The organism is Streptomyces sp. NPDC048002 (assembly GCF_040653275.1).
Lineage (GTDB): Bacteria > Actinomycetota > Actinomycetes > Streptomycetales > Streptomycetaceae > Streptomyces.
In genome coordinates, this window is record NZ_JBEZNL010000018.1 from 132,467 (window position 1) to 157,511 (window position 25,045).

General features: G+C 72.0%; 22 protein-coding genes. 8 read left to right on the forward strand and 14 right to left on the reverse strand.

Annotation, left to right across the window (positions count from 1 at the left end):
* The first annotated feature begins 16 nt into the window (after nucleotides 1–16).
* The 4 genes from AB0E07_RS22670 (at nucleotide 17) to AB0E07_RS22685 (ending at nucleotide 4,595) form a co-directional block, all read left to right on the forward strand.
* A complete protein-coding gene (locus AB0E07_RS22670; RefSeq protein WP_362254912.1) occupies nucleotides 17–865 on the forward strand; it encodes an inositol monophosphatase family protein in 849 nt (282 codons plus the stop codon).
* A gap of 250 nt (nucleotides 866–1,115) precedes the next feature.
* Nucleotides 1,116–2,525, forward strand: a complete 1,410-nt coding sequence (locus tag AB0E07_RS22675) for an NAD(P)/FAD-dependent oxidoreductase (protein WP_362254915.1) — start codon at nucleotides 1,116–1,118, stop codon at nucleotides 2,523–2,525.
* On the forward strand, nucleotides 2,522–3,031 hold the full coding sequence (locus AB0E07_RS22680) for an O-acetyl-ADP-ribose deacetylase (protein WP_362254917.1): 510 nt from the start codon (nucleotides 2,522–2,524) through the stop codon (nucleotides 3,029–3,031). Before AB0E07_RS22675 ends, AB0E07_RS22680 begins: the two co-directional genes overlap by 4 nt.
* Nucleotides 3,032–3,284: 253 nt before the next feature.
* Nucleotides 3,285–4,595 (forward strand): hypothetical protein, encoded by a 1,311-nt coding sequence (locus tag AB0E07_RS22685; RefSeq protein WP_362254920.1) that lies wholly within the window; start codon nucleotides 3,285–3,287, stop codon nucleotides 4,593–4,595.
* Nucleotides 4,596–4,608: 13 nt separating this feature from the next.
* Here AB0E07_RS22685 and AB0E07_RS22690 read toward each other — a convergent pair whose 3' ends face one another.
* Nucleotides 4,609–4,965, reverse strand: a complete 357-nt coding sequence (locus AB0E07_RS22690; protein ID WP_351924940.1) for a metalloregulator ArsR/SmtB family transcription factor — start codon at nucleotides 4,963–4,965, stop codon at nucleotides 4,609–4,611.
* A gap of 56 nt (nucleotides 4,966–5,021) precedes the next feature.
* Between AB0E07_RS22690 and AB0E07_RS22695 the strand changes: the two genes are divergently transcribed.
* From AB0E07_RS22695 to AB0E07_RS22705, 3 genes are read left to right on the forward strand one after another with little or no spacing between them, the layout of a single operon-like run.
* Complete coding sequence (locus tag AB0E07_RS22695; RefSeq protein ID WP_362254924.1) at nucleotides 5,022–6,938, forward strand: heavy metal translocating P-type ATPase; 1,917 nt, start codon at nucleotides 5,022–5,024, stop codon at nucleotides 6,936–6,938.
* Nucleotides 6,939–6,987: 49 nt separating this feature from the next.
* Entirely contained in the window at nucleotides 6,988–8,463 is a 1,476-nt protein-coding gene (locus AB0E07_RS22700) for an AlkA N-terminal domain-containing protein (protein WP_362254927.1), read from the forward strand.
* A 9-nt stretch (nucleotides 8,464–8,472) separates the two neighbouring features.
* The gene (locus AB0E07_RS22705) at nucleotides 8,473–8,955 is read left to right on the forward strand and encodes a methylated-DNA--[protein]-cysteine S-methyltransferase (RefSeq protein ID WP_362254930.1); all 483 of its coding nucleotides are present in this window, start codon (nucleotides 8,473–8,475) and stop codon (nucleotides 8,953–8,955) included.
* 27 nt (nucleotides 8,956–8,982) lie between these two features.
* On the opposite strand, the gene AB0E07_RS22710 is transcribed toward AB0E07_RS22705, so the two are convergent.
* The 4 genes from AB0E07_RS22710 to AB0E07_RS22725 all read right to left on the reverse strand — a co-directional run bounded on the left by AB0E07_RS22710 (nucleotide 8,983) and on the right by AB0E07_RS22725 (nucleotide 11,744).
* Entirely contained in the window at nucleotides 8,983–9,351 is a 369-nt protein-coding gene (locus tag AB0E07_RS22710; RefSeq protein WP_362254933.1) for a VOC family protein, read from the reverse strand.
* Nucleotides 9,352–9,366: 15 nt separating this feature from the next.
* Nucleotides 9,367–10,092 (reverse strand): Sir2 family NAD-dependent protein deacetylase, encoded by a 726-nt coding sequence (locus tag AB0E07_RS22715; RefSeq protein ID WP_362254936.1) that lies wholly within the window; start codon nucleotides 10,090–10,092, stop codon nucleotides 9,367–9,369.
* Between the two features lie 62 nt (nucleotides 10,093–10,154).
* Nucleotides 10,155–10,646, reverse strand: a complete 492-nt coding sequence (locus tag AB0E07_RS22720; RefSeq protein ID WP_362254939.1) for an NUDIX hydrolase — start codon at nucleotides 10,644–10,646, stop codon at nucleotides 10,155–10,157.
* Nucleotides 10,647–10,670: 24 nt separating this feature from the next.
* Nucleotides 10,671–11,744, reverse strand: coding sequence for an ADP-ribosylglycohydrolase family protein (locus AB0E07_RS22725; protein WP_362254942.1), 1,074 nt, complete (start codon nucleotides 11,742–11,744; stop codon nucleotides 10,671–10,673).
* A 157-nt stretch (nucleotides 11,745–11,901) separates the two neighbouring features.
* On the opposite strand from AB0E07_RS22725, the gene AB0E07_RS22730 reads away from it, so the two are divergent.
* Nucleotides 11,902–13,032, forward strand: a complete 1,131-nt coding sequence (locus AB0E07_RS22730) for a glycerate kinase (RefSeq protein WP_362254945.1) — start codon at nucleotides 11,902–11,904, stop codon at nucleotides 13,030–13,032.
* A gap of 524 nt (nucleotides 13,033–13,556) precedes the next feature.
* On the opposite strand, the gene pssA is transcribed toward AB0E07_RS22730, so the two are convergent.
* The 9 genes from pssA to AB0E07_RS22775 all read right to left on the reverse strand — a co-directional run bounded on the left by pssA (nucleotide 13,557) and on the right by AB0E07_RS22775 (nucleotide 24,585).
* Nucleotides 13,557–14,372 carry a CDP-diacylglycerol--serine O-phosphatidyltransferase gene (pssA, locus tag AB0E07_RS22735; RefSeq protein ID WP_362254984.1) on the reverse strand — a complete coding sequence of 272 codons (816 nt, stop codon included), beginning with the start codon at nucleotides 14,370–14,372 and terminating at the stop codon, nucleotides 13,557–13,559.
* A gap of 22 nt (nucleotides 14,373–14,394) precedes the next feature.
* The gene (locus AB0E07_RS22740) at nucleotides 14,395–15,051 is read right to left on the reverse strand and encodes a phosphatidylserine decarboxylase (protein WP_015656730.1); all 657 of its coding nucleotides are present in this window, start codon (nucleotides 15,049–15,051) and stop codon (nucleotides 14,395–14,397) included.
* 169 nt (nucleotides 15,052–15,220) lie between these two features.
* Complete coding sequence (locus tag AB0E07_RS22745) at nucleotides 15,221–16,426, reverse strand: acyl-CoA dehydrogenase family protein (protein WP_362254949.1); 1,206 nt, start codon at nucleotides 16,424–16,426, stop codon at nucleotides 15,221–15,223.
* A gap of 2 nt (nucleotides 16,427–16,428) precedes the next feature.
* Nucleotides 16,429–16,941 carry a MaoC family dehydratase gene (locus AB0E07_RS22750; protein WP_362254952.1) on the reverse strand — a complete coding sequence of 171 codons (513 nt, stop codon included), beginning with the start codon at nucleotides 16,939–16,941 and terminating at the stop codon, nucleotides 16,429–16,431.
* A gap of 3 nt (nucleotides 16,942–16,944) precedes the next feature.
* Complete coding sequence (locus AB0E07_RS22755) at nucleotides 16,945–17,907, reverse strand: CoA ester lyase (protein ID WP_362254954.1); 963 nt, start codon at nucleotides 17,905–17,907, stop codon at nucleotides 16,945–16,947.
* Nucleotides 17,904–19,970: a protein meaA gene (locus AB0E07_RS22760; protein ID WP_362254987.1), complete on the reverse strand. Its 2,067-nt coding sequence runs from the start codon at nucleotides 19,968–19,970 to the stop codon at nucleotides 17,904–17,906. The genes AB0E07_RS22755 and AB0E07_RS22760 overlap by 4 nt, the downstream gene beginning before the upstream one ends.
* Nucleotides 19,971–20,065: 95 nt before the next feature.
* A complete protein-coding gene (ccrA, locus tag AB0E07_RS22765) occupies nucleotides 20,066–21,403 on the reverse strand; it encodes a crotonyl-CoA carboxylase/reductase (RefSeq protein ID WP_362254990.1) in 1,338 nt (445 codons plus the stop codon).
* A gap of 427 nt (nucleotides 21,404–21,830) precedes the next feature.
* Complete coding sequence (locus tag AB0E07_RS22770; protein WP_362254957.1) at nucleotides 21,831–22,643, reverse strand: TetR family transcriptional regulator; 813 nt, start codon at nucleotides 22,641–22,643, stop codon at nucleotides 21,831–21,833.
* Nucleotides 22,644–22,779: 136 nt separating this feature from the next.
* Nucleotides 22,780–24,585, reverse strand: coding sequence for a 3-hydroxyacyl-CoA dehydrogenase family protein (locus tag AB0E07_RS22775; RefSeq protein ID WP_362254960.1), 1,806 nt, complete (start codon nucleotides 24,583–24,585; stop codon nucleotides 22,780–22,782).
* Between the last annotated feature and the right edge of the window lie 460 nt (nucleotides 24,586–25,045).

Consider the following 25,045-nt stretch of genomic DNA (forward strand, 5'->3'; position numbering starts at 1 on the left):
ATGTTCTTATGGAGGCATGATCGTAGACACGGAAACCATCGACGAGTTTCTCGCCCACCACTCCTCCGACGTGACCGAGGCCGTCCGCCGGGCCGCCGCCCTGGAGATCATGCCGCGCTGGCGCAAGCTGGCCGAGCACGAGGTCGACCAGAAGAACGGGCCGCACGACCTGGTGACGGACGCCGACCGCAAGGCCGAGCAGTACCTCACCGAGGCACTCGGCGCCCTGCTGCCCGGCTCCGTCGTGGTCGGCGAGGAGGCGGTGCACGCCGACCCCACGACCTACGAGGCGATACGCGGCGACGCCCCCGTCTGGATCGTCGACCCCGTCGACGGCACCCGCCAGTTCGTCGCCGGCGACACCGGCTTCTGCACCCTGGTCGCGCTGGCCCGGGGCGGCGAACTCCTCGCCTCCTGGACCTACGCCCCCGCCCTGGACCTGCTCGCCACCGCGGTACGCGGACAGGGAGCCTTCCTCGACGGCGAGCGCCTGCGCCCGGGCGCCCCGGAAGCCGGCCGGGACCTGCGGGTGGCCACCTCCCACCCCGACTACACCACCGAGGCGCAGAAGCGGGCCCTGCTCGGCCTGTGGACCGAGGGCGTCGCGCCGCGTGCCTGCGGCTCGGCGGGCCTTGAGTACCTCGCCGTCGCGCGGGGCGAGTCCGACGGTGTCGCCTTCAGCTGGGAGGCCGCCTGGGACCACGCGGCGGGCCTGCTGCTGGTCGAGGAGGCGGGCGGCGCCCATCTCACCCTCACCGGCGAGCCGTTCCGGGTGACGGGCGGCAACACCCTGCCGTTCACGGCCGCCCGCGACGAGGCCACGGCGCGTCGGCTGCGCGCGCTGCTGAGGGCGCAGTCGGCCTGAACGGCCAGCCTGAGCAACCGGACGACGACGGCGGCGGACGAATGGGGACAGCTGGGGCGGGGCGCATCCGGGACACCGGGTTCGCCCGCCCGCCGGGACCTTGACCGGACCGGCCCGCCCGGAGGGCGGTGGCCGGGCTGTCCCGTCCGGGCTGTCCCGTCCGGGCCCGTGCTTCCCCCGCTGTCGGTGCCCCGGCCTATCCTGATCCCGAGTGGCCATCGGCTGACGAAGGAGTCCGAAGGTGCCGTCGATGCTCGATGCGGTCGTGGTGGGGGCGGGGCCGAACGGGCTGACCGCCGCCGTGGAGCTGGCCAGGCGGGGATTCTCCGTCGCCGTCTTCGAGGCGCGCGACACCGTGGGCGGAGGCGCCCGCACCGAGGAACTCACCCTGCCGGGGTTCCGCCACGACCCCTGCGCGGCGGCGCACCCGCTGGGCGTCAACTCCCCGGCGTTCCGCGCCCTGCCGCTCGGGCGCTACGGCCTGGAGTGGCTGCACGCCGACCTGCCGATGGCGCACCCGTTCCCGGACGGCACCGCCGCGGTGCTGTCCCGCTCCGTCGGGGAGACGGCCGCCTCCTTCGGGGCACGGGACGCGGGCGCCTACCGCAGACTGGTCGAGCCCTTCCTGTCCCGCTGGGACACCCTGGCCCGGGACTTCATGTCCCTGCCGCTGACCTCCCTGCCCCGCGACCCGGTCACCCTCGCCCGTTTCGGCCTGGCCGGACTGCCTCCGTCCAGCTGGCTGACCCGCCGCTTCCAGGGCGAGCGCGCCAAGACCCTCTTCGCCGGCCTGGTGGCCCATGTCATGGCGCCGCTCAACGGCTTCGCCACCGGCGCCGTGGGCCTGGTCTTCGCCCTGGCCGCGCACGCCCGGGGCTGGCCGGTGGCCCGCGGCGGCTCCCAGGCGATCTCCGACGCGCTCGCCGCGTACCTGAAGGACCTCGGCGGCGTGATCCACACCGACTACGAGGTCAAGCGCCTCGACGACCTGCCGCCGGCCCGCTCGTACATCTTCGACACCTCACCGACCGCCCTGGCCCGGATCGCCGGGTTCGGGCGCTACTACGAGCGCTACCGGTACGGTGCCGGCGTCTTCAAGATCGACTACGCGCTGGACGGACCGGTCCCGTGGACCGCCCCGGAGGCGCGTCGGGCCGGGACGGTCCAGCTCGGCGCGGGCAGCGCGGAGATCGGCGCTGCGCTGCGCGCCGCCTCCCGGGAGGGCCGGGCACCCGACCGGCCGTTCATGATCACGGTCCAGCCCGGGGTCGTCGACCCGGACCGGGCCCCCGCGGGGAAGCAGGTCTTCTGGGCGTATGCGCATGTGCCCAACGGCTGGACCGGCGATCTCACCGAAGCGATGGAACGCCAACTGGAGCGCCACGCGCCGGGCTTCCGGGACCTCGTCCTCGCCCGCGCCACGGCCGGACCCGCCGAACTCGCCGCCCGCAACGCCAACTACGTCGGCGGCGACATCGGCTCCGGCGCGGCCTCCGGACTCCAGCTGATGCTGCGGCCGAAGCTGTCCCTGTTCCCCTACTCCACCCCGCACCCGGCGGTCTTCATCTGCTCCTCGGCCACCCCGCCCGGACCCGGTGTGCACGGGATGTCGGGGCACAACGCGGCCAAGGCCGTCTGGAGAAGACTGAGGCAGACATGACCGCCATCACGCTCGTCCAGGGCGACATCACCCGCCAGAGCGCCGACGCCATCGTCAACGCGGCCAACTCCTCGCTGCTCGGCGGCGGCGGAGTCGACGGCGCCATCCACCGGCGCGGCGGCCCGGCGATCCTCGAAGCGTGCAGGGCGCTGCGCGCCTCCCACTACGGCAAGGGCCTGGCCACGGGCCGGGCGGTCGCCACCACGGCCGGAGACCTCGACGCCCGGTGGGTGATCCACACCGTCGGCCCGGTGCACAGCGACACCGAGGACCGCTCGGACCTGCTCGCCTCCTGCTACCGCGAGTCCCTGCGCGTGGCCGACGAACTGGGCGCCCGCACGGTCGCCTTCCCGGCCGTCTCCACCGGTGTCTACCGCTGGCCGATGCGGGACGCGGCCCGGATCGCCGTGGAGACGGTGCGCGACGCGCGGACGGAGGTCGAGGAGGCGCGGTTCGTCCTCTTCGACGAGCGGGCGTACGAGGCCTTCGCCGAGCAGCTGCGCTGAGGGGGCGTGCGGGGTCCTCGCCGAGCAGCTGCGCTGGGCGGGCGCACGAGGTCCTCGCCGATCAACTGTGCTGAGGGGCCGTACGGGGTCCTCGCCGGCCCACTGTGCTGAGCGGCCGCACGGGGTCCTCCCCGCCCAACTGCGCTGAGCGGGCGCGATGCGGCCCGTCCGCTCACCCGTCCGGCCCGCCACGGTCGCCGCCCTCCGCTCCCCGGGTTCTGCTGAGACCCGGGGGAGCAGGAGGGAGAACGGCATGGCAGGCGACGGCGACGCCGCGGGCGCCTCCCCGGAGGAGCTGGAACGGCTGCGAGCGCGGGTCGCCGCGCTGGAGGAGGAGCGGGCCGCGCGGCCGAAACGGCATGTGGGCCGGGCCGTGCTGGCGACCGTGATGATCGTCCTCGGCTGCATCCTCGCCCCGCTCGGCGCGGTCGCCGCGTGGACCGCGGACCTGGCCGGCGACACGGATCGCTATGTCGATACCGTCGAGCCGCTCGCCGGCGACCGGGACGTGCAGAACGCGGTGGCCACCCGGGTCACCGACGCCGTGATGTCCCGCCTCGACCTGGCCGCGCTGCTCCAGGACACGGCCGCCGCGGACCGGCCGCTGGTGGAGAAGGCCCTGGGCAAGCTGGGCGACTCCCTCCAGGACGCGGTCGGCAGCTTCGTGCACGACAAGGCGCAGGACGTCGTCGCCTCGGACGCCTTCGAGACGATCTGGACCGAGGCCAACCGCCGGGCCCACGCCGCCGTCGTCAAGGCACTGACCGGCGCGGGCGGCGGCGCGGTGCAGCTCAAGGACGACGCGGTCACGGTGGACCTAGGGCCGGTCGTGGACCGGCTCAAGGAACGGCTCGTCGACGACGGCCTGACGGTCGCCGGGAACATCCCGGAGATCCACACCGACATCACCGTCGTGCAGTCGGAGGACATCGGCAAGGTCCGCACCGGCTTCCGGCTGCTCCAACTCGTCGGCTTCTGGCTCCCCGTGCTGTCGGTCCTGCTGATCGCGGGCGGTGTGGCGGTGGCCGTGCGACGGCGCCGGGCCCTGGTCGCCGGGGCGCTCGGCTTCGCCTTCGCCGTCGGGCTGCTCGGTGTCGCGCTCTCCGTCTTCCGGGTGGTCTACCTCGACGCCCTGCCACCGGGTGTCTCGCAGTCGGCCGCCGGGTCGGTGTACGACACCCTCGTCCGCTATCTGAGGGTCGCCGTCCGGGTGGGCATCGTCCTCGGTGTGGTGGTCGCCCTCGCGGCCTGGCTCACCGGACCGGGACGACGGGCCGGCTTCGTCCGGCAGTTGTGGCACTCCGGGATCGGCGCGCTGCGGGACACCGCGGACCGGGCGGGCCTGCGCACCGGACGGGTCGGGCACTTCCTGTACCGCCACCGCGTCTGGATCTCCTGGCTGCTGGTGGCGGCGGCCGTGGTCGCCTTCGTGCTGTGGCCCTACCCGACCGGCGCGGTCGTGTTCGGCCTGGCCCTCACCCTGCTCTTCGCCCTGGCGGTGGTGGAGTTCGTGGCGGAGGAGGAGGGCGAGCCCCGCACCGCGCAGCGCGGGCGCGCGTCCTAGCCTTCGCGTCGGCTCACTCGGCCGTGTCGCTGAGCCCCAGGCGCAGATGCTCCACGTGGTAGACGGCCTGGTCGAGGAGTTCGGCCACGTGGTGGTCGTGCAGTGCGTACACGACCGACCGGCCGCGCCGCTCGCCCACCACCAGCCCCAGATTGCGCAGCAGCCGCAGCTGGTGCGAGCACGCGGACTGCTCCATGCCCACCTCGGCCGCCAACTCGGTGGCCGGCAGCGGGCCCTCGCGCAGCCGGGCCAGGATCAGCAGCCGGGAGGGGGTGGACAGGGCCTGAAGGGTGGTCGCCACCTTCGCGACGTTGTCGGCGTCCAGACGCACCCGCTCGTCGTCGGTGGTGGTGACGGCTCCATGACCCATGGGCGTATCCTACCCATCAGACATGAACAGATGAATGAGTCTTCATGTGTTCCTGTATGGTGGCCCGCGTGTCCACCGCACTCGCTCCCGCCCATGCCCCCGCGTCCGCCCCGGCCGCCCCGCGCCGCCGCACCCGGTTCCTCACCCTGCCCGAGGCCCGCTGGGCGCTCGCCGCGACCCTCGCCTTCCTGCTCGCCCTCGCCCTCGACCTGGCCGGCGCCCCGGCCTGGGCCTGGGCCCCGCTGTACGCGGCCGCCTACGCCACCGGAGGCTGGGAGCCCGCCCTGGAAGGGCTGCGCGCCCTGCGCGAGAAGACCCTCGACGTCGATCTGCTGATGATCGTCGCGGCGCTGGGCGCGGCCTCGATCGGACAGGTCCGCGACGGCGCCCTGCTGATCGTCATCTTCGCCACCTCCGGCGCGCTGGAGGCCCTGGCCACCGCCCGCACCGCCGACTCCGTGCGCGGACTGCTCGACCTCGCCCCGACCACCGCCACCCGGATCACCGACACGGGCGAGGAGACCGTCCCGGCCGCCGCGCTCGCCGTGGGCGACCTGCTGCTGATCCGGCCCGGCGAACGCGTCGGAGCCGACGCACACGTCCTGGACGGCACCAGCGAGGCCGACGAGGCCACCATCACCGGCGAGCCGCTGCCGGTCCCCAAGCGCCCCGGTGACGAGGTCTTCGCCGGGACCCTCAACGGCGCGGGCGCCCTGCGCGTCCGGGTCGCCCGCGACCCCGCCGACTCCGTGATCGCCCGGATCGTCACCCTGGTCGAGGAGGCGTCCCGCACCAAGGCGCCCACCCAGCTCTTCATCGAGAAGGTCGAGCAGCGCTACGCGGCCGGTCTCGTCGTCGCCACCCTCGCCGTCTTCGCCGTGCCCCTGGCCTTCGGCGCCGAACTCGCCGACGCCCTGCTGCGCGCGATGACCTTCATGATCGTCGCCTCGCCGTGCGCGGTGGTCCTCGCGACCATGCCGCCCCTGCTCTCCGCCATCGCCAACGCCGGACGGCACGGCGTGCTGGTCAAGTCGGCCGTGGCGATGGAGCGCCTCGGCGAGACCGACCTCGCCGCCCTCGACAAGACCGGCACCCTCACCGAGGGCGCCCCCGAGGTGACCGCCGTGCGCCCGGCCGCCGGGACCGGCCTCGACGGGGACGCGCTGCTCGCCCTCGCCGCCTCCGCCGAACACCCCAGCGAGCATCCGCTGGCCCGCGCGGTCGTCGCCGCCGCCCGCGCCCGCGGCCTGCGGCTCGCCCCCGCCGAGGACTTCACCGCCCACCCCGGCCGGGGCGTCACCGCCACCGTCGAGGGGCACGAGGTGAGCGTGGGCCGGGCCGACACCGACAGCGGCGCCACCGTCGTGGCCGTGACCCGGGACGGCGAGCCGGTCGGCACCCTCGCCCTCACCGACCGGCTGCGCGCCGAGGCCCCCGCCACCACGGCCGCCCTCACCGCCCTCACCGGCACCGCCCCCGTCCTGCTCACCGGCGACCACCCCGGCGCCGCGGCCCGCGTCGCCGACGCGACCGGCCTCACCGACGTCCGCGCCGGCCTGCTGCCGGAGGACAAGGTCGAGGCCGTGCGCGCCCTCCAGGACAGCGGCCGCAAGGTGCTCTTCGTCGGCGACGGCGTCAACGACGCGCCCGCCCTGGCCGCCGCCCACTCCGGCATCGCCATGGGCCGGGCCGGTTCCGACCTGGCGCTGGAGACCGCGGACGCGGTCATCGTGCGCGACGAGCTGACGACGGTGCCCGCCGTGGTGCGGCTCTCCCGTGCCGCCCGCCGCCTGGTGGCGCAGAACCTCGTCATCGCGGGCGTCTTCATCACCGGGCTCGTCCTGTGGGACCTGCTCGGCCACCTCCCGCTCCCGCTCGGCGTCGCCGGGCACGAGGGCTCGACCGTACTGGTCGGACTCAACGGGCTCCGGCTGCTGCGTGAATCGGCATGGGTCCAGGACAGCCGAGGTTGATGTCGGATTCTCGCCAGCCTTCCCGCTCCGGGTCCTCGATGCTTGAGGCATGCGAACGGGGATGCACACCGAGACCGAGAGCTGCGTGCGGGCCGTACAGGCCAAGGACGCGCGCTTCGACGGCTGGTTCTACACGGCCGTCCTGACCACCGGGATCTACTGCCGGCCGAGCTGCCCGGTGGTCGCGCCCAAGCCCGAGAACATGGTGTTCCACCCGAGTGCCGCCGCCTGCCAGCAGGCCGGGTTCCGGGCCTGCAAACGCTGCCGGCCCGACGCCAGCCCCGGCTCCCCGGAGTGGAACCGGCGCGCCGACCTGGTGGCCCGAGCCATGCGGCTCATCGCCGACGGGGTGGTGGACCGCGAGGGCGTGCCGGGGCTGGCCGGCCGGCTCGGCTACAGCGCCCGCCAGGTGGAGCGCCAACTCCTCGCCGAGCTGGGCGCCGGCCCGCTGGCCCTGGCCCGCGCCCAGCGCGCCCAGACGGCCCGGCTGCTCATCGAGACGACCCCGCTGGCGATGGCGGAGATCGCCTTCGCCGCCGGGTTCTCCTCGATCCGCACCTTCAACGACACCGTGCGCGAGGTCTACGCCCTCGCCCCGAGCGAGCTGCGCGCCCGCGCCCCCCGCCCCGGACGGACCTCCGGAGCACTGACCCTGCGCCTGCCGTTCCGCGCACCGCTCAACCCCGACAACCTCTTCGGCCACCTCGCCGCGACCGCCGTGCCCGGCGTGGAGGAGTGGCGCGACGGCGCCTACCGCCGCACTCTGCGCCTGCCCTACGGCCACGGCGTCGTCGCCCTGACCCCACGCCCCGACCACATCGCCTGCCGGCTCACCCTCGGCGACCTGCGCGACCTGACCGTCGCCATCAGCCGCTGCCGCCGGCTGCTCGACCTGGACGCCGACCCCGTAGCGATCGACGAACAGCTCTCCACCGACCCGCTGCTCGCGCCGCTGGTCGCCAAGGCGCCCGGCCGCCGGGTGCCGCGCACCGTCGACGAGGCCGAGTTCGCCGTCCGGGCCGTCCTCGGCCAGCAGGTCTCCACCGCGGCCGCCCGCACCCACGCGGCCCGCCTGGTCACCGCGCACGGCGAGCCGGTGGACGACCCCGAGGGCGGTCTCACCCACCTGTTCCCGGCGCCCGCGGCCCTGGCCGCGCTGGACCCGGAGTCCCTCGCCATGCCGCGCAGCCGCCGCCGGACCTTCACCACCCTGGTGGACCGGCTCGCCGACGGCGGCCTCCACCTGGGCGTGGAGAGCGACTGGGAGGAGGCCCGCGCCCGGCTGCTCGCACTGCCCGGCTTCGGGCCCTGGACCGTCGAGGTCATCGCCATGCGGGCCCTCGGCGACCCCGACGCCTTCCTCCCCACCGACCTCGGCATCCGCCGCGCGGCGGGCGAACTGGGTCTGCCCTCCACCCCCGCCGCCCTCACGGCCCGCGCCGCCGCCTGGCGGCCCTGGCGGGCGTACGCCGTCCAGTACCTCTGGGCGACCGACAGCCACCCGATCAACTTCCTCCCGGTCTAAGGACGTTCCATGCGCCGACACAGCGTGATCGACAGCCCGTACGGACCCCTCACCCTCGTCGCCGACGACGGGGTCCTGTGCGGCCTCTACATGACCGAGCAGCGCCACCGCCCCGCCGAGGAGACCTTCGGCGACCGCGACGACACCCTGTTCGCCGCCGCCGAGGAACAGCTGGAGGGCTACTTCGCGGGCGAGTTGACGGAGTTCACCCTCGAACTCCGGCTGCACGGCACGCCGTTCCAGCGCACCGTCTGGGACGAGCTGCGCCGCATCCCGTACGGCGAGACCCGCACCTACGGCGAACTCGCCGACGCCCTCGGCAAGCCCGCCGCCTCCCGGGCGGTCGGACTCGCCAACGGCAAGAACCCCGTCGGCATCGTCGTCCCGTGCCACCGGGTCGTGGGCGCCGACGGCAGCCTCACGGGTTACGGCGGCGGCCTGGACCGCAAGCGGCGGCTGCTGGACCTGGAGCGCGCGACGGCGTTGTTCTAGCCAGTCCGTTCAGTCCGTTCAGTCCGTTCAGTCCGCGCGCTCCGCCGCGCTGCGCTCCACACAGAACTCGTTGCCCTCCGGATCGGCGAGGACCGCCCAGCCCAGGCCGTCCGGGGTGCGGCGGTCGTCGACCAGGGTGGCGCCGAGCGCCAGGACCCGCTCGACCTCCTCCTCCCGGGTGCCATCCTGCGGCTGAAGGTCCAGATGGATCCGGTTCTTGACGGTCTTGGGCTCGGGGACGGTGACGAACAGCAGCCCCGCCCCCGCGATCAGCGCCTCCCCGGCGCCCGGCTCGTCGTCCTCGTGCAGGGGCAGGCCCAGCACCCGGGACCAGAACGTGGCGAGCCCGTAGGCGTCGGAGCTGTCGATCGTCACATGGCGAATGGCAGAGGTCATGCAACGGATTGTGATCTACGCGGCCAGCCCGCGCAGCAGCTCCGGCAGCGCCGTGCCGATGGGCTCCCGGATCACCTCGTCGGCGAGTTCGTCGTACGGCGTCGGCTCGGCGTTGACGATGACCAGCCGCGCCCCGTGGTCGGCGGCGACCCCCGCGAGCCCGGCCGCGGGCTGCACCTGGAGCGTGCTGCCGACCGCGACGAACACCTTGCAGGCCTTGGTGATCGCGGCCGCCTCGCCCAGCACCACCGGGTCCAGCCGCTCGCCGAACATCACCGTCGCCGACTTCAGGATCCCGCCGCACTCGCGGCACGGCGGGTCCGCCTCACCGGCCTCGACCCGGGCCAGCGCCTCCTCCATCGGGCCGCGGGCGTGGCACCCGGTGCACACCACCCGGTGTGCGGTGCCGTGCAGTTCGAGCACCTTGCGGTCGGGCATCCCGGCCAGCTGGTGCAGTCCGTCCACGTTCTGGGTGATCACCCTGACCGGCACCCCGGACCGCTCCAGCGCCACCACCGCGTGGTGCGCGGCGTTCGGCTCCGCCGTCAGCGTGCGGTTCGCCCGCCTCATCTGCCAGGAGCGCCGGCGGATCTCCGGATCGCCCATGTAGTACTCGTACGTGACGAGCTTCTCGGCCTCGGGATCCCGCCGCCACAGACCGTTCGGCCCGCGGTAGTCGGGGATTCCGGAGTCCGTGCTGATACCGGCGCCGCTGAGCAGGGCGACGAGGGGCTTGGTCATGGCACCGAGCGTAGGCGGGGGTCCGTGACCCGGGCGAACGGATATTCGGCTGCGTCGGGCGGTCAGCCGACCCGGTGCCCGTCCTCCAGCTCCGCCGTGCCGCCTCCGTCGGCGAGCACGTCCAGCGCGGCCAGCACCCGGCGGCCCAGCGCGCCCGGCAGCATGCCGGTCAGCTCCTCGCGCGGGACCAGGCGCCACGACAGCAGCTCCGCCTCCTGGAGCCGGATCGCCTTGAAGTCGTCCTCGCCGAGGATCCCGCCGTCGTAGAGGTAGGCGACCAGGGGCGGTCGGTTCGTGCCCGGCACCCAGTCCACCGCCAGCAGCGGACCGAGCGGCCGGTCGAGCCCGATCTCCTCGGCCGTCTCCCGGCGCGCGCCCGCACGCGGGCTCTCGCCGGCGTCGGACTCCACCGTGCCGCCCGGAAGCGCCCAGCCCTCGCGGTAGTTGGGCTCGACGAGCAGCACCCGTCCCGCGGCGTCCCGGAACAGGGCGGCGGCACCGGCGAGGACACGGGGGAGCCCCGCGATGTACGTGGCGAAGTCCTGAGTGGTCATCCGGACAGGGTAACGAGGCCGCCCTCACCCGCCGTTCGCCAGCGCCACCGTGCGCCGGGCCAGGTCGCTGATCCGCACCCCGTCGAAGCCGAACACCGCGCTGCGCACCGTGTCCTCCAGGGGGTCCCGCCACTGCGCGGGAATGGCCTCGGCCCCGGTCCGCACCCCCGCCACCGAGCCCGCGGTCGCCCCGTTGGAGTCGGTGTCCAGGCCGCCCCGCACGGTGAGCGTGATGGTGCGCGTGAAGTCGCCGTCGCCGTAGAGCAGTCCGGCGGTGAGGACGGCCGCGTTGGGGACCGTGTGGATCCAGCCCAGGCCACCGGTCTCCTCGGACATCGTGCTCAGGGTGTCCTCCCAGGACAGCCGGGCGTCGTGCAGGGAGACCACCCGGCGGACGGTCCGGGCGAGCCGGCTCGACGCCGGGATCACGGTCAGCGCCTCGCCGAGCGCCTCGCGCACCGTCGGCGCGGTGAACGCCGCCGAGACCAGCGCCGCCGCCCACATCGCCCCGTACACGCCGTTCCCGGTGTGCGACAGGACCGCGTCCCGGCGCGCCAGCGACGCGGCCCGGCGCGGGTCTCCCGGGCACGTCCAGCCGAAGATGTCCGCGCGGATCAGCGCGCCGATCCACTCCTGGAACGGGTTGTCGTAGGTGGCGGTCAGCGGTGGCTTCAGCCCGCCCGTGAGGTTGCGGTAGGCCGCCCGCTCGGCGGTGAACGTCTGGAGGTACGGCAGCCGCAGCAGCCACAGATCGCCGACCTGCTCGGTGCTGAAGCCGAAGCCGTGGGTCTCCAGCAGGTCCAGGCCGAGGATGGCGTAGTCGACGTCGTCGTCGCGGCAGCTGCCGTGGATCCGGCCGCGCACGCACCGGCGCCACTCGGGGCGCAGCTCGAAGACCTCGTCCCCGCCCGGCGGGGGCTCGGGCAGATAGTCGGTGAGCGGCAGCGCCGCGGCCCGCCGCAGATAGCGGTCGATGCGGTCCCGCGTCCACAGGTCGCCCTGTTCGACCGGTTTGCCCAGCATGTTGCCGGCGATCCGGCCGAGCCAGCCCCCGAGGACGCGGTCGGTGAACTCGGGCTCGGTGCCCACAGGGGTCATGGTTCCGGTCTACCCGATTCCGCGCGGCCCGCACAGCGCGGAGGCGGGGGCCGTCCAGGGACCGGGCGGGGCATGACGGCGAGGGTGTCCTCCGGTTAAGGTCGCAGCGGCGCGACTGGCCTGACATGCGTAGGCCCGGAGAGCAAGGGGATCACAGGTGACACAGCGCGTGCTCATCGCCGCGGACAAGTTCAAGGGGTCGCTGACGGCCGTGCAGGTCGCCGAGCGGGTGACGGCGGGGCTGCGCGCGGTCGCACCCGAGGCGGAGGTCGAGGCCCTGCCCGTGGCCGACGGCGGGGACGGCACCGTCGACGCGGCCGTCGCCGCCGGGTTCGAGCGGCACGAGGTCCGGGTCGCCGGGCCGCTCGGTGACGAGGTGACCGCGGCGTTCGCGCTGCGCGGGGAGACGGCCGTCGTCGAGATGGCCGAGGCCAGCGGACTGCAACGGCTTCCGGCGGGCGTCCTCGCTCCGCTGACGGCGTCCACCTACGGCTCCGGGGAGCTCCTGCGCGCCGCCCTGGACGCGGGCGCGGGCACCATCGTCTTCGGCGTCGGCGGCAGCGCCACCACCGACGGCGGGGCCGGCATGCTCACCGCTCTCGGCGCGCGGTTCCTGGACGCGGACGGCGAGCCGGTCGCGCCCGGCGGGGGCGGGCTCGGCGAGCTGGCCTCGGCGGACCTCTCCGGTCTGGACCCGCGGCTGTCCTCCGTCGACCTGGTGCTCGCCAGCGACGTCGACAACCCGCTCACCGGCCCGAAGGGCGCACCGGCGGTCTACGGGCCGCAGAAGGGCGCCTCACCGGACGACGTGGCCGCCCTGGACGCGGCCCTCGGCCACTTCGCGAAGGTGCTGGAGTCGGCCGTGGGGCCGCGGGCCGCCGAGTACGCCGTCTCGCCCGGGGCGGGCGCGGCCGGCGGCATCGGCTACGGCGCCCTGCTGCTCGGCGCCCGGTTCCGTCCCGGGATCGAGGTCATGCTGGACGTGCTGGGCTTCGGGCCGGCGCTGGAGCGGGCCGAGCTGGTGATCACCGGGGAGGGGTCCCTGGACGAGCAGACGCTGCACGGCAAGGCCCCGGCGGGTGTCGCCGCGGCGGCGCGGGCGGCGGGCAAGGAGGTCGTCGCGGTCTGCGGGCGGCTGGCCCTTCCTCCGGAGGCCCTGGGCCGAGCGGGTATCCGCCGCGCCTACCCGCTGACGGAGGTCGAGCCGGACGTGGCCCGCTGCATCGCGGAGGCGGGCCCCATCCTGGAACGCACGGCGTCCCGCATCGCAGAAGACTTCCTGACCTGACACCCCCTGGGGGCGCCGGGCCCCCACCTCGTCCTTCGAGTGCGGCGCCGTCGTGGCCGGTCGCGCAGTTCCCCGCGCCCCTGGGGAGGTACGAGCTCGGCCCCTCTACCCCGAAGCCAAGACCCCCCAACCGCAACCCCCACGCCCAGGGCCGCGAGGAACTGCGCGACAAGCCCCGATGGCGCCGCACTTTCCCTCGGGGGCGCGGGGAACTGCGCAACCACCACAACGGCGCCGCACCTACCCCCAGGGGCGCGGGGAACTGCGCAACCACCACAACGGCGCGGCACCTACCCCCAGGGGCGCGAGGAACTGCGCGACAAGCCCCGATGGCGCCGCACTTTCCCTCAGGGGCGCGGGGAACTGCGCGACAAGCCCCGATGGCGCCGCACTTTCCCCCAGGGGCGCGAGGAACTGCGCAACCACCACGACGGCGCCGCGCCCGAATCCGGACCGCGCCCAAAGCACGAAGAGGGGCCCCGGGTACAAACCCGGGGCCCCTCTTCACCGCACCCAGCGGAGCGCTACGGCTGAGCCGCCCGCGCCTCCCGCCGATTGTCACGGAAGTTGTTCACCCGCCGAGCCGTCGCGAACAGCGGAATGACCGCCCCCATGACCAGCTGGAGCGCACACCCCGTCTGCAGCAGCAGCTGACCGCTGGGCGCGTCGAACGCCCACGCCGCCAGCAGACCCATGCTCAGCACGATCCAGGCGAGCATCGCCACCGCGAGGCGCCCCCGCGGCTTGGGGTACTCCACCCGGCTCACCATCAGCCACGCGGTGCCCAGGATCGCCAGCAGCGTCGCCACGAACGGCAGCTCCAGCAGCACGATCGAGACGACCGTCAGCGCGCCGAACGGCGAGGGCATGCCCTGGAACATGCCGTTCGGCGGCGTCACGCAGGAGAAGCGCGCGAGGCGCAGCACCACGGCCAGCAGGACCACGATCGCTCCGACCGCGGCCACCTTCTGGTGCGCGTCGTCCGCGACCATGCCGTAGACCAGGACGAAGTACGCCGGGGCCAGTCCGAAGCTGATCAGGTCGGAGAGGTTGTCCAGCTCGGCGCCCATGGGGGACGAGCGGAGCTTCCTCGCGACCAGGCCGTCGAAGAGGTCGAAGACCGCCGCGCAGAGCATCAGGATGACGGCGGTGGCCGCGCTGTGGCGGGCCATGCCGGATTCCTGGCTGCCGGTGAGGTGCGGGATCAGGATGCCGGTGGTGGTGAAGTACACCGCCATGAAGCCGCAGGTCGCGTTGCCGAGCGTCAGGGTGTCCGCTATCGACAGGCGAAGAGAGAGGGGCATCTCCTCTTCTTCGTCCACCTCGTCGGCCTCGGGCACCCAGCCCGCCTGTGTCTCCGGATCAATCACGGTCAATGCGAGTCACCCCAGCCACGGTCTTCTGCCCGACCTCGACCGCGACCTCCACACCCTCGGGCAGATAGATGTCGACACGCGAGCCGAAGCGGATCAGACCGATGCGGTCACCCTGCTCGACCTTCGTCCCCTGCGGGATGTACGGCACGATGCGACGGGCCACCGCGCCGGCGATCTGGATCATCTCGATGTCACCGAGCTCGGTGTCGAAGTGCCAGACGACGCGTTCGTTGTTCTCGCTCTCCTTGTTGAACGCCGGAACGAACCCGCCGGGGATGTGCTCGACCGAGGTCACCGTGCCGGAGAGGGGCGCGCGGTTGACGTGGACGTTCAGCGGGCTCATGAAGATCGCGACGCGGGTGCGTCCGTCCTTCCACGGCATGATGCTCTGCACCACACCGTCGGCGGGCGAGATGACGCGGCCCTGGGCGATCTCGCGCTCGGGGTCGCGGAAGAACCACAGCATGCCCGCCGCGAGGGCGGTGGCGGGCACGGCGACGGCCTTGGCGGCGCCGGAGCGGCGGGCCTTGACGAGGCTGAGGGCTGCCGTGGCGACGGTCGGGAGAAGCCACGGCGATGCTCCGCGTGCCAGGCGTACGCCGGCCAGGCTGTCGCGAGGTGCAGAGGTTTGGCTGTGGGGCATGGATGACCTTCGTAGCGGATGATGCCGCGCATTGAGGGGGACGGCGGCTTTCCGGGGATGGTACCGGTCGCGGACCACAACTGGGCAAGCCAGGAAGCCGAGTCGGCAGCCGAAGAGTGTTGACGGGGTGTGATCTTCTTCTCCAAGAAAACACCCCGTATCCGGACAATCAGCCCTGGAATCGATACTCTTCGAGCAGCCTGCGACCGATGATCATTTTCTGGATCTCGGCGGTACCTTCGCCGATCAGCAGCATCGGAGCCTCCCGGTAGAGGCGCTCGATCTCGTACTCCTTGGAGAAGCCGTAGCCGCCGTGGATCCGGAAGGCGTCCTCCACGACCTCCTTGCAGTACTCGGAGGCGAGGTACTTCGCCATCCCAGCCTCAAGGTCGTTTCGTTCCCCGGAGTCCTTTTTGCGAGCCGCGTTCACCATCATCGCATGGGCGGCCTCGACCTTGGTAGCCATCTCGGCCAGCTTGAACTGGATCGCCTGGTGCTGGGCGATCGGCTTGCCGAAAGTGTGACGCTGCTGGGCGTACTGGACACCGAGTTCGAAGGCACGCTGAGCGACACCGCAGCCACGCGCCGCGACGTTGACCCGGCCGACCTCGACGCCGTCCATCATTTGGTAAAAACCTCGGCCGGTGACCCCGCCGAGCACCCGGTCGGCGGGAACGCGCAGGCCGTCCATGATGAGTTCGGTCGTGTCGACGCCCTTGTACCCCATCTTGTCGATCTTGCCCGGAATGGTCAGGCCGGGGCGGACCTCACCGAAGCCGGGCTCCTTCTCGACGAGGAAGGTCGTCATCGACTTGTGGGGCGCCGTGCCCTCGGGGTGTCCTTCGTCACTTCGCACCAGAACGGCGACCAGGGAGGACGTGCCGCCGTTCGTCAGCCACATCTTCTGGCCGTTGAGGACGTACTCCTCGCCGTCCTTCACCGCCTTGGACGTGATGGCCGACACGTCCGAGCCCAGGCCCGGCTCCGACATGGAGAAGGCGCCCCGGATGTCGCCGGCCGCCATGCGCGGCAGGAAGTGGTCCTTCTGCTCCTGTGTGCCGTGCTGCTTGAGCATGTACGCCACGATGAAGTGGGTGTTGATGATGCCGGACACCGACATCCAGCCGCGCGCGATCTCCTCGACGCACAGCGCGTACGTCAGGAGCGACTCGCCCAGGCCGCCGTACTCCTCCGGGATCATCAGGCCGAACAGGCCCAACTCCTTGAGGCCGTCGACGATCGCCTGCGGATACTCGTCGCGGTGCTCCAGCTCGGTGGCGACCGGGATGATCTCCTTGTCCACGAAGTCGCGGACCGTGGACAGGATCTCCTGCTGGACGTCGGTCAGACCGGCGGTCTGGGCGAGTCGCGCCATGACTACTTCCCCTGTTCCTGAAGCTCGGGGCGGCCCGGCTGCTCGCCGCCGCGCTCCTTGATGTACGTCTCGGTCGGCACCATCACCTTGCGGCGGAACACGCAGACCAGGGTGCCGTCCTGCTTGTAGCCCTTGGTCTCGACGTAGACGATGCCGCGGTCGTCCTTCGACTTCGACGGCCACTTGTCCAGCACGGTCGTCTGGCCGTAGATCGTGTCGCCGTGGAAGGTCGGCGCCACGTGCTTGAGCGACTCGATCTCCAGGTTGGCGATCGCCTTGCCGGAGATGTCCGGGACGGACATGCCGAGCAGCAGCGAGTAGATGTAGTTGCCCACGACGACGTTCCGGCCGAAGTCCGTCGTCTTCTCCGCATAGTTGGTGTCCATGTGGAGGGGGTGGTGGTTCATGGTGAGGAGACAGAACAGGTGGTCGTCGTACTCCGTGACCGTCTTTCCCGGCCAGTGCTTGTACGTCGCCCCGACCTCGAACTCCTCGTAGGTGCGTCCGAACTGCATGTCCTACGCCTCCGGGATCTCGAACTTGCTGGTGCGCTGCATGCCGGCCGCGCGGCCCTTGCCGGAGATGACCAGCGCCATCTTCCGGCTGGCCTCGTCGATCATCTCGTCGCCGAGCATCGCCGAGCCCTTCTTGCCGCCCGCCTCGGACGTGTAGTAGTCGTACGCGTCCAGGATCAGCTCGGCGTGGTCGAAGTCCTCCTGCGAGGGCGAGAAGATCTCGTTCGACGCGTCGACCTGGCCGGGGTGCAGCACCCACTTGCCGTCGAAGCCGAGCGCGGCGGCACGCCGTGCCACCTCGCGGTAGCCGTCGACGTTGCGGATCTGGAGGTAGGGGCCGTCGATCGCCTGGAGGTTGTTGGCGCGGGCCGCCATCAGGATCTTCATCAGGATGTAGTGGTAGGCGTCCGCCGGGTAGCCGGGCGGCTGCTCGCCCACGACGAGGGACTTCATGTTGATCGACGCCATGAAGTCGGCCGGGCCGAAGATGATCGTCTCGACGCGCTGGGAGGCCTGCGCGATCTCGTTGACGTTGTTCAGGCCCTGGGCGTTCTCGATCTGCGCCTCGATGCCGATCTTGCCGACCTCGAAGCCCATCGTCTTCTCGATCTGGGTCAGCAGCAGGTCCAGCGCGACGACCTGCTGGGCGTCCTGCACCTTCGGCAGCATGATGCAGTCGAGGTTCTGCCCGGCGCCCTCGACGACGGTGACGACGTCGCGGTAGGTCCACTCGGTGGTCCAGTCGTTGACGCGCACGACGCGGGTCTTGCCGGTCCAGTCGCCCTCGTTGAGGAACTTGACGATGGTGTGCCGCGCCCCGGGCTTGGCGAGCGGCGCGCACGCGTCCTCCAGGTCCAGGAAGACCTGGTCGGCGGGGAGGCCCTGGGCCTTCTCCAAAAAGCGCGGGTTCGAGCCCGGAACCGCCAGGCAGGAGCGCCGGGGGCGAAGGCGGTTGACGGTCGTCATGCGGGGACCTCCAGGGGGTCGAGCTTGTTCGCTTTCCGGATCTCGTCGACGATGCGGCCGATGATTCCGGTGATGTCGAAGTCCTTCGGGGTGAAGACCGCGGCCACTCCGGCGGCCCGGAGCTGCTCGGCATCACCATTCGGGATGATGCCACCGGCGATCACCGGGATATCTGTGGCACCGGCCACACGCAGCCGCTCCAGGACGTCCGGCACGAGCCGGGCGTGCGAGCCGGAGAGGATCGACAGGCCGACCGCGTGCACGTCCTCGGCGAGGGCCGCGTCCACGATCTGCTCCGGGGTGAGCCGGATGCCCTGGTAGACCACCTCGAAGCCGGCGTCGCGGGCCCGGACGGCGATCTGCTCGGCGCCGTTGGAGTGCCCGTCCAGGCCGGGCTTGCCGACCAGGAAGCGCAGCTTGCCCACGCCCATGTCCTGGGCCGTCAGAGCCACCTTCCGGCGCACCTCGGCCAGCGCCGTGCCCTCCGCCGCGGCCACCGCGACGGGCGCCGAGGAGACCCCGGTGGGTGCCCGGAACTCGCCGAACACCTCGCGCAGGGCCCCGGCCCACTCGCCGGTCGTGACCCCGGCGCGGGCGCACTCCAGGGTGGCCTCCATGAGGTTGGCGGTGCCCTTGGCCGCCTCCTTCAGCCGCTCCAGCGCCTTGCACGGGCGCGGGTGGTTGAAGGGCGGCTGGTACCGGGTGTCCCGCCAGTGGACGAGCGACTCGATGACGCGCTCCTCGACCGCCGGGTCCACCGTCTGGATGGCCGTGTCGAGGTCGGCGGTGAGCGGGTTGGGCTCGGTCGTCTCGAAGACGTTGACGCCGACGATCTTCTCCTGGCCCGACTCGATCCGGGCCCGCCGCTCGGCGTGCGAGGCGACCAGCTGCGACTTCAGGTAGCCCGACTCGACGGCGGCCATCGCGCCGCCCATCTCCTCGATCCGCCCGATCTCCGCCAGGCACTCGGTGACCAGCGCGTCGACCTTGGCCTCGACCACCTTCGAACCCTCGAAGAGGTCCTCGTACTCCAGCAGGTCGCTCTCGTGGGCGAGGACCTGCTGGATGCGCAGCGACCACTGCTGGTCCCAGGGCCGGGGCAGGCCCAGCGCCTCGTTCCAGGCCGGCAGCTGGACGGCCCGCGCGCGGGCGTCCTTGGAGAGGGTGACGGCCAGCATCTCCAGCACGATCCGCTGGACGTTGTTCTCCGGCTGCGCCTCCGTCAGGCCCAGGGAGTTGACCTGGACGCCGTAGCGGAAGCGGCGCTGCTTGTCGTTCTCGATGCCGTAGCGCTCGCGGGTGATCCGGTCCCAGATGCGGCCGAAGGCGCGCATCTTGCACATCTCCTCGACGAAGCGGACGCCCGCGTTGACGAAGAAGGATATCCGGGCGACGACATCGCCCATCCGCTCCGGGGGGACCTGGCCGCTGTCGCGCACGGCGTCGAGGACCGCGATCGCCGTGGACATCGCGTAGGCGATCTCCTGGACCGGGGTGGCGCCCGCCTCCTGCAGGTGGTAGCTGCAGATGTTGATCGGGTTCCACTTCGGGATGTGGGAGACCGTGTACGCGATCATGTCCGTCGTCAGCCGGAGGCTCGGTCCCGGCGGGAACACGTGCGTGCCCCGGGACAGGTACTCCTTGACGATGTCGTTCTGGGTCGTGCCCTGGAGCTTGGTGATGTCCGCACCCTGCTCCTCGGCGACGACCTGATAGAGCGCCAGCAGCCACATGGCGGTGGCGTTGATGGTCATCGAGGTGTTCATCTGCTCCAGGGGGATGTCCTGGAACAGCCGGCGCATGTCACCGAGGTGCGAGACGGGTACCCCGACCCGGCCGACCTCGCCGCGGGCGAGGATGTGGTCCGGGTCGTAGCCGGTCTGCGTCGGCAGGTCGAACGCGACGGACAGACCCGTCTGGCCCTTGGCGAGGTTGCGCCGGTACAGCTCGTTGGACGCCTCGGCCGTGGAGTGGCCGGCATAGGTCCGCATCAACCACGGCCGGTCCTTTTCTCTCGGCGCCTGCGGCGCAGGGCGCTCTGTGCCGGTGTCGACGTTCCTCAGCCCGCGGTCGCTGCGCTCCCTTGTCCTCGTCTCTTTCGACACCGGCGCGCCCTGCGCCGCAGACGGGGTCTGACGCTCGCTCATGTGTGCTGCCCTCAGATGTTGCGGAAGCGGTTGATGGCGTCGATGTGCTGGGCGCGCATCTCCTGGTCGCGGACGCCGAGACCTTCCTCGGGGGCGAGGCACAGCACGCCGACCTTGCCCTGGTGGAGGTTGCGGTGCACGTCGAACGCGGCCTGGCCGGTCTCCTCCAGGGAGTACGTCTTCGACAGCGTCGGGTGGATCTTGCCCTTCGCGATGAGGCGGTTGGCCTCCCAGGCCTCGCGGTAGTTGGCGAAGTGGGAGCCGATGATCCGCTTCAGGGACATCCACAGGTACCGGTTGTCGTACTCGTGCATGTAGCCCGAGGTGGAGGCGCAGGTGGTGATGGTGCCGCCCTTGCGGGTGACGAAGACCGAGGCGCCGAAGGTCTCGCGGCCCGGGTGCTCGAAGACGATGTCGATGTCCTCGCCGCCGGTCAGCTCGCGGATGCGCTTGCCGAAGCGCTTCCACTCCTTGGGGTCCTGGGTGGTCTCGTCCTTCCAGAACTTGTAGCCCTCGGCGTTGCGGTCGATGATCGCCTCGGCGCCCATCGAGCGGCAGATGTCCGCCTTCTGGTCGCTGGAGACGACACAGATCGGGTTGGCGCCGCCGGCCAGCGCGAACTGGGTGGCGTAGGAGCCGAGTCCGCCGCTCGCGCCCCAGATCAGGACGTTGTCGCCCTGCTTCATGGCGGCGCCGTTGCTGGAGACCAGCTGGCGGTAGGCGGTGGAGTTCACCAGGCCCGGCGCGGCGGCCTCCTCCCAGCTGAGGTGGCCCGGCTTGGGCATCAGCTGGTTGGACTTGACCAGGGCGATCTCGGCGAGGCCGCCGAAGTTGGTCTCGAAGCCCCAGATCCGCTGCTCGGGGTCGAGCATGGTGTCGTTGTGGCCGTCCGAGGACTCCAGCTCGACCGAGAGGCAGTGTGCGACGACCTCGTCACCGGGCCGCCAGGCGTTGACGCCGGGGCCGGTGCGCAGGACGACGCCCGCGAGGTCGGAGCCGATGATGTGGTACGGCAGGTCGTGACGCTTGGCCAGGTCGTTGGTGCGGCCGTAGCGCTCCAGGAAGCCGAAGGTGGACAGCGGCTCGAAGATCGAGGTCCACACCGAGTTGTAGTTGACCGAGGAGGCCATCACGGCGACCAGGGCCTCGCCCGGGCCCAGCTCGGGCAGCGGGACGTCGTCGAGGTGGATCGACTTGCGCGGGTCCTTGTCGCGGGTCTCCAGACCCGCGAACATCTCGGTCTCGTCCTTGTGCACGGTGATCGCGCGGTACGACTCGGGGAGCGGGATGGCGGCGAAGTCGGCCGAGGTGGATTCGGGCGACTGGATCGCGTCCAGGATGTCCTTCACGGTCACGGTGATGCCTCCGGCGATGCGCGTCCTGAGGGGAACGCTGAGGGTTACGTCGGTGCTGCTGAGGGTGGAGTGGGTGCCGTCGGTTCGGCGGATGGTGCTGATCGGCAGCGCTTTGTGGCGCGGAAGGGTGCCTGTGACGCAGGCGTCCGGGCGCGCAGTCCATGGGGCTGCGGGGACAGCCGGCGTACGAAAGGTCTCTGCACGCCGGTCGCCCGGACCTCTTCAACGTATGACACCGCGTGTCACGTGGCAAGGCACTGAGTGCCAGTGATTGCTCTCAGATGAAATCTTTACGTAACAAATGAGCGATGATCGATCGAACGGGGACGGGAAGCCGCCAGAAAACCTGCCCTGACATGCCAAAACGGCCACCCCGTGGGGTGGCCGTCATCACAGTGGGGCAGGGCCCTCGCGGTGCGCCTCAGCGCTCCTTGAGAGCCTCCTCGATGGTCCGCATCACCTGCTCCAGCGGCGCGTCCGTGCGCGCCACCGTCACCAGCACCTCGCCATGGGTGGAGAGCGCCGCCGCGGCCGGCTGGGGCTGCGCGGTGGAGCGGCCGGCCCCGATGCCGGTGCCGAAGGTCTTGCGGACGATCGCGAAGGCGTGGTCCAGCTGCGCCTCCACATCGCCCTGGGCGCCCGCCCGCAGCCAGCGCCGCAGCACATGGTTGTGCGCGGTGACCACGGCGGACGCCGCCACCTCCGCCAGCAGCGGGTCGTCGTTGGCGTCGTCGTCGTGCGCGTGCTCGTCGAAGTGGCCCAGGAGGTAGCGGGTGAAGAGCCGTTCGTAACGGGCCACCGAGGCGATCTCCGCCTCGCGCAGGGTGGGCACCTCGCGCGTGAGCTTGTAGCGGGCGACCGAGATCTCCGGGCGGGCCGCGTACATCCGCATGACTTCCTTGATGCCGCGGCACACCGTGTCGAGCGGATGCTCGTGCGCCGGGGCGGCGTTGAGCACCGCCTCGGCGCGGATCAGGGTGTCGTCGTGATCGGGGAAGATCGCCTCTTCCTTGGAGCGGAAGTGACGGAAGAAGGTACGGCGGGCGACCCCGGCCTGGGCCGCGATCTCGTCGACGGTGGTCGCCTCGTACCCCTTCGTGGCGAACAGCTCCATCGCCGCTGCCGCCAGTTCCCGGCGCATCTTGAGCCGCTGGGCGGCGGCGCGACTGCCCGCGGCACTTTCCGGCGCGTCGGGCGTGGCTGGTGTACGTGAGGACCTGGCGGGCTGGGACATGACCCGAACGTACTGCATCTGCGCAGGGTGGTGCGCGTGTCCAGGGGTTCCCCCGCCCGTGAGGGGCGGGGGAGAGTCCGCGGGGTCGAGCAGGCCGCCCCAGTCCTCGCCGCCGGTGAACCAGTCGCCCGGACGGTCAGCGCCGGGCATATTCGCGGAAACCCCGGCCCGTCTTGCGGCCGAGGCAGCCCGCGGCCACCAGGTGCTCCAGCAGGGGCGCGGGGGCCAGACCGGGGTCGCGGAACTCGCGGTGCAGGACCTTCTCGATGGCCAGCGAGACATCCAGCCCGACCACGTCCAGCAGCTCGAACGGGCCCATGGGGTACCCGCCGCCGAGCTTCATCGCCGCGTCGATGTCGTCCAGCGAGGCGTAGTGCTCCTGCACCATCTTGATCGCGTTGTTCAGGTACGGGAACAGCAGGGCGTTCACGATGAACCCGGCGCGGTCGCCGCAGTCCACCGCGTGCTTCCTGATCCGCCCGCAGACCTCCCGCACGGTCGCGTGGACGTCGTCGGCGGTGAGCACCGTGCGCACCACCTCGACCAGCTTCATGGCCGGGGCCGGGTTGAAGAAGTGCATGCCGATCACGTCCTGCGGACGCGAGGTGGCGCGGGCGCAGGCGACCACGGGCAGCGAGGAGGTCGTGGTGGCCAGCACCGCGCCCGGCTTGCAGACCTTGTCCAGCGTCGCGAACAGCTGCTGCTTGATCTCCAGGTCCTCGGCGACGGCCTCGACGGCCAGGTCGACCTCGGCGAAGGCGTCGTAGGAGCCGGCCGGGGTGATCAGGTCCAGGGTCCGCGCGGCGGCCTCGGCCGTCATCCGGCCCTTGTCCACGGAACGGGCCAGGGACTTGCCGATCCGGGCCTTGGCGGTCTGCGCCTTCTCCTCGCTGCGCGCGGCGAGGACGACCGCGTAGCCCGCCTTGGCGAAGACCTCGGCGATACCGGAGGCCATCGTGCCGGAGCCGGCGACGCCGACCGAGCGGACCTCGCGGCCCGCGACCGGCACCGAGCCCTCCAGCGGGGTCAGCGCGTCACGCACCACGACGGCGCTGCCCGGGGCCTCGTAACTGTAGAAGCCGCGGCCCGACTTGCGGCCCGTCAGGCCCGCCTCGCTGAGCTGCTTGAGGATCGGGGCCGGGGCGTGCAGCCGGTCGTGGGACTCCGCGTACATGGCGTCCAGCACCGTGCGCGCGGTGTCGATGCCGATCAGGTCGAGCAGGGCGAGCGGGCCCATGGGCAGACCGCAGCCCAGCCGCATCGCGGCGTCGATGTCCTCACGGGAGGCGTACTTGGCCTCGTACATCGCGGCGGCCTGGTTGAGATAGCCGAACAGCAGCCCGTCGGCGACGAATCCGGGGCGGTCGCCGACCGCGACGGGCTCCTTGCCGAGGTCGAGGGCGAGGTTGGTGACGGCGGTGACGGCGGTCGGCGCGGTCAGCACCGAGGAGACCACCTCCACCAGCCGCATCGCCGGGGCCGGGTTGAAGAAGTGCAGGCCCAGCACCCGCTCGGGGCGGGCCGAGTCGGCGGCGAGCCGGGTGACGGACAGCGCGTTCGTCCCGGTGGCCAGGATCGTCTCCGGCCGCACGATGCCGTCCAGTTCGCGGAAGATCTGCTGCTTGATCTCGTACGACTCCGGAGCCACCTCGATCACCAGGTCGGCGCCGGCCGCCGCGGAGAGGTCGGTGCCGGTGCGGACCCGCGCGAGGGCGTCCGCGCGCTCCTGCTCGGTGAGCTTTCCGCGCTCCACGGCACGGGCGGTGGAGGCCGCGAGCGCGGTGACCGCCTGGACGGCCGCGGCCTCGCTGATGTCGATGCCGACGACCTCGCGGCCGGCCTTGGCGAGCACTTCGGCGATACCGGTGCCCATGGTGCCGAGGCCGACGACGGCGACGGTCCGGATCGGGGACTGAGGGGTGTCGGACAGGGGAGTGGCCATCGCGGGACTCCAGGAATGAGGGTGACGACTGGGAGTGCGCCCGGGTGCGCCGAGGGGCGCACCGGGTGCGGAAGCAATGCGGGTGTGATCCGGGCTGCATGCGCACACGCCCGGTGCCGTCGCCGCGGACGTGCACACGTCCGGCGAACGGTGATGGCCGACCGGCCCTGTCCCGTGGCCTGGTCGTACTGCGGTACCTGAGGCACCGAACCGACTGCTCCCACGGCGGCTGCGTCACCAGGCCACCGCGGGTCGATCGCGAGGGGGTATCTCGCTCGTCTGAGCTTAACCGGGCAGTAACGAGCGCGCCAGTCCCCTTCCTTCACCGTCTTTGTGATGTAGGTCCCGGGACGGTGGGGACGCCCCTAGATGAGTGAGTCCGATGTGTGTGCTGGTCGCGACCATGGCGAAGGGCGCCCGTTGGTCAGTGTGTGAAGACAAACCTGGACGCCCTTCTGGC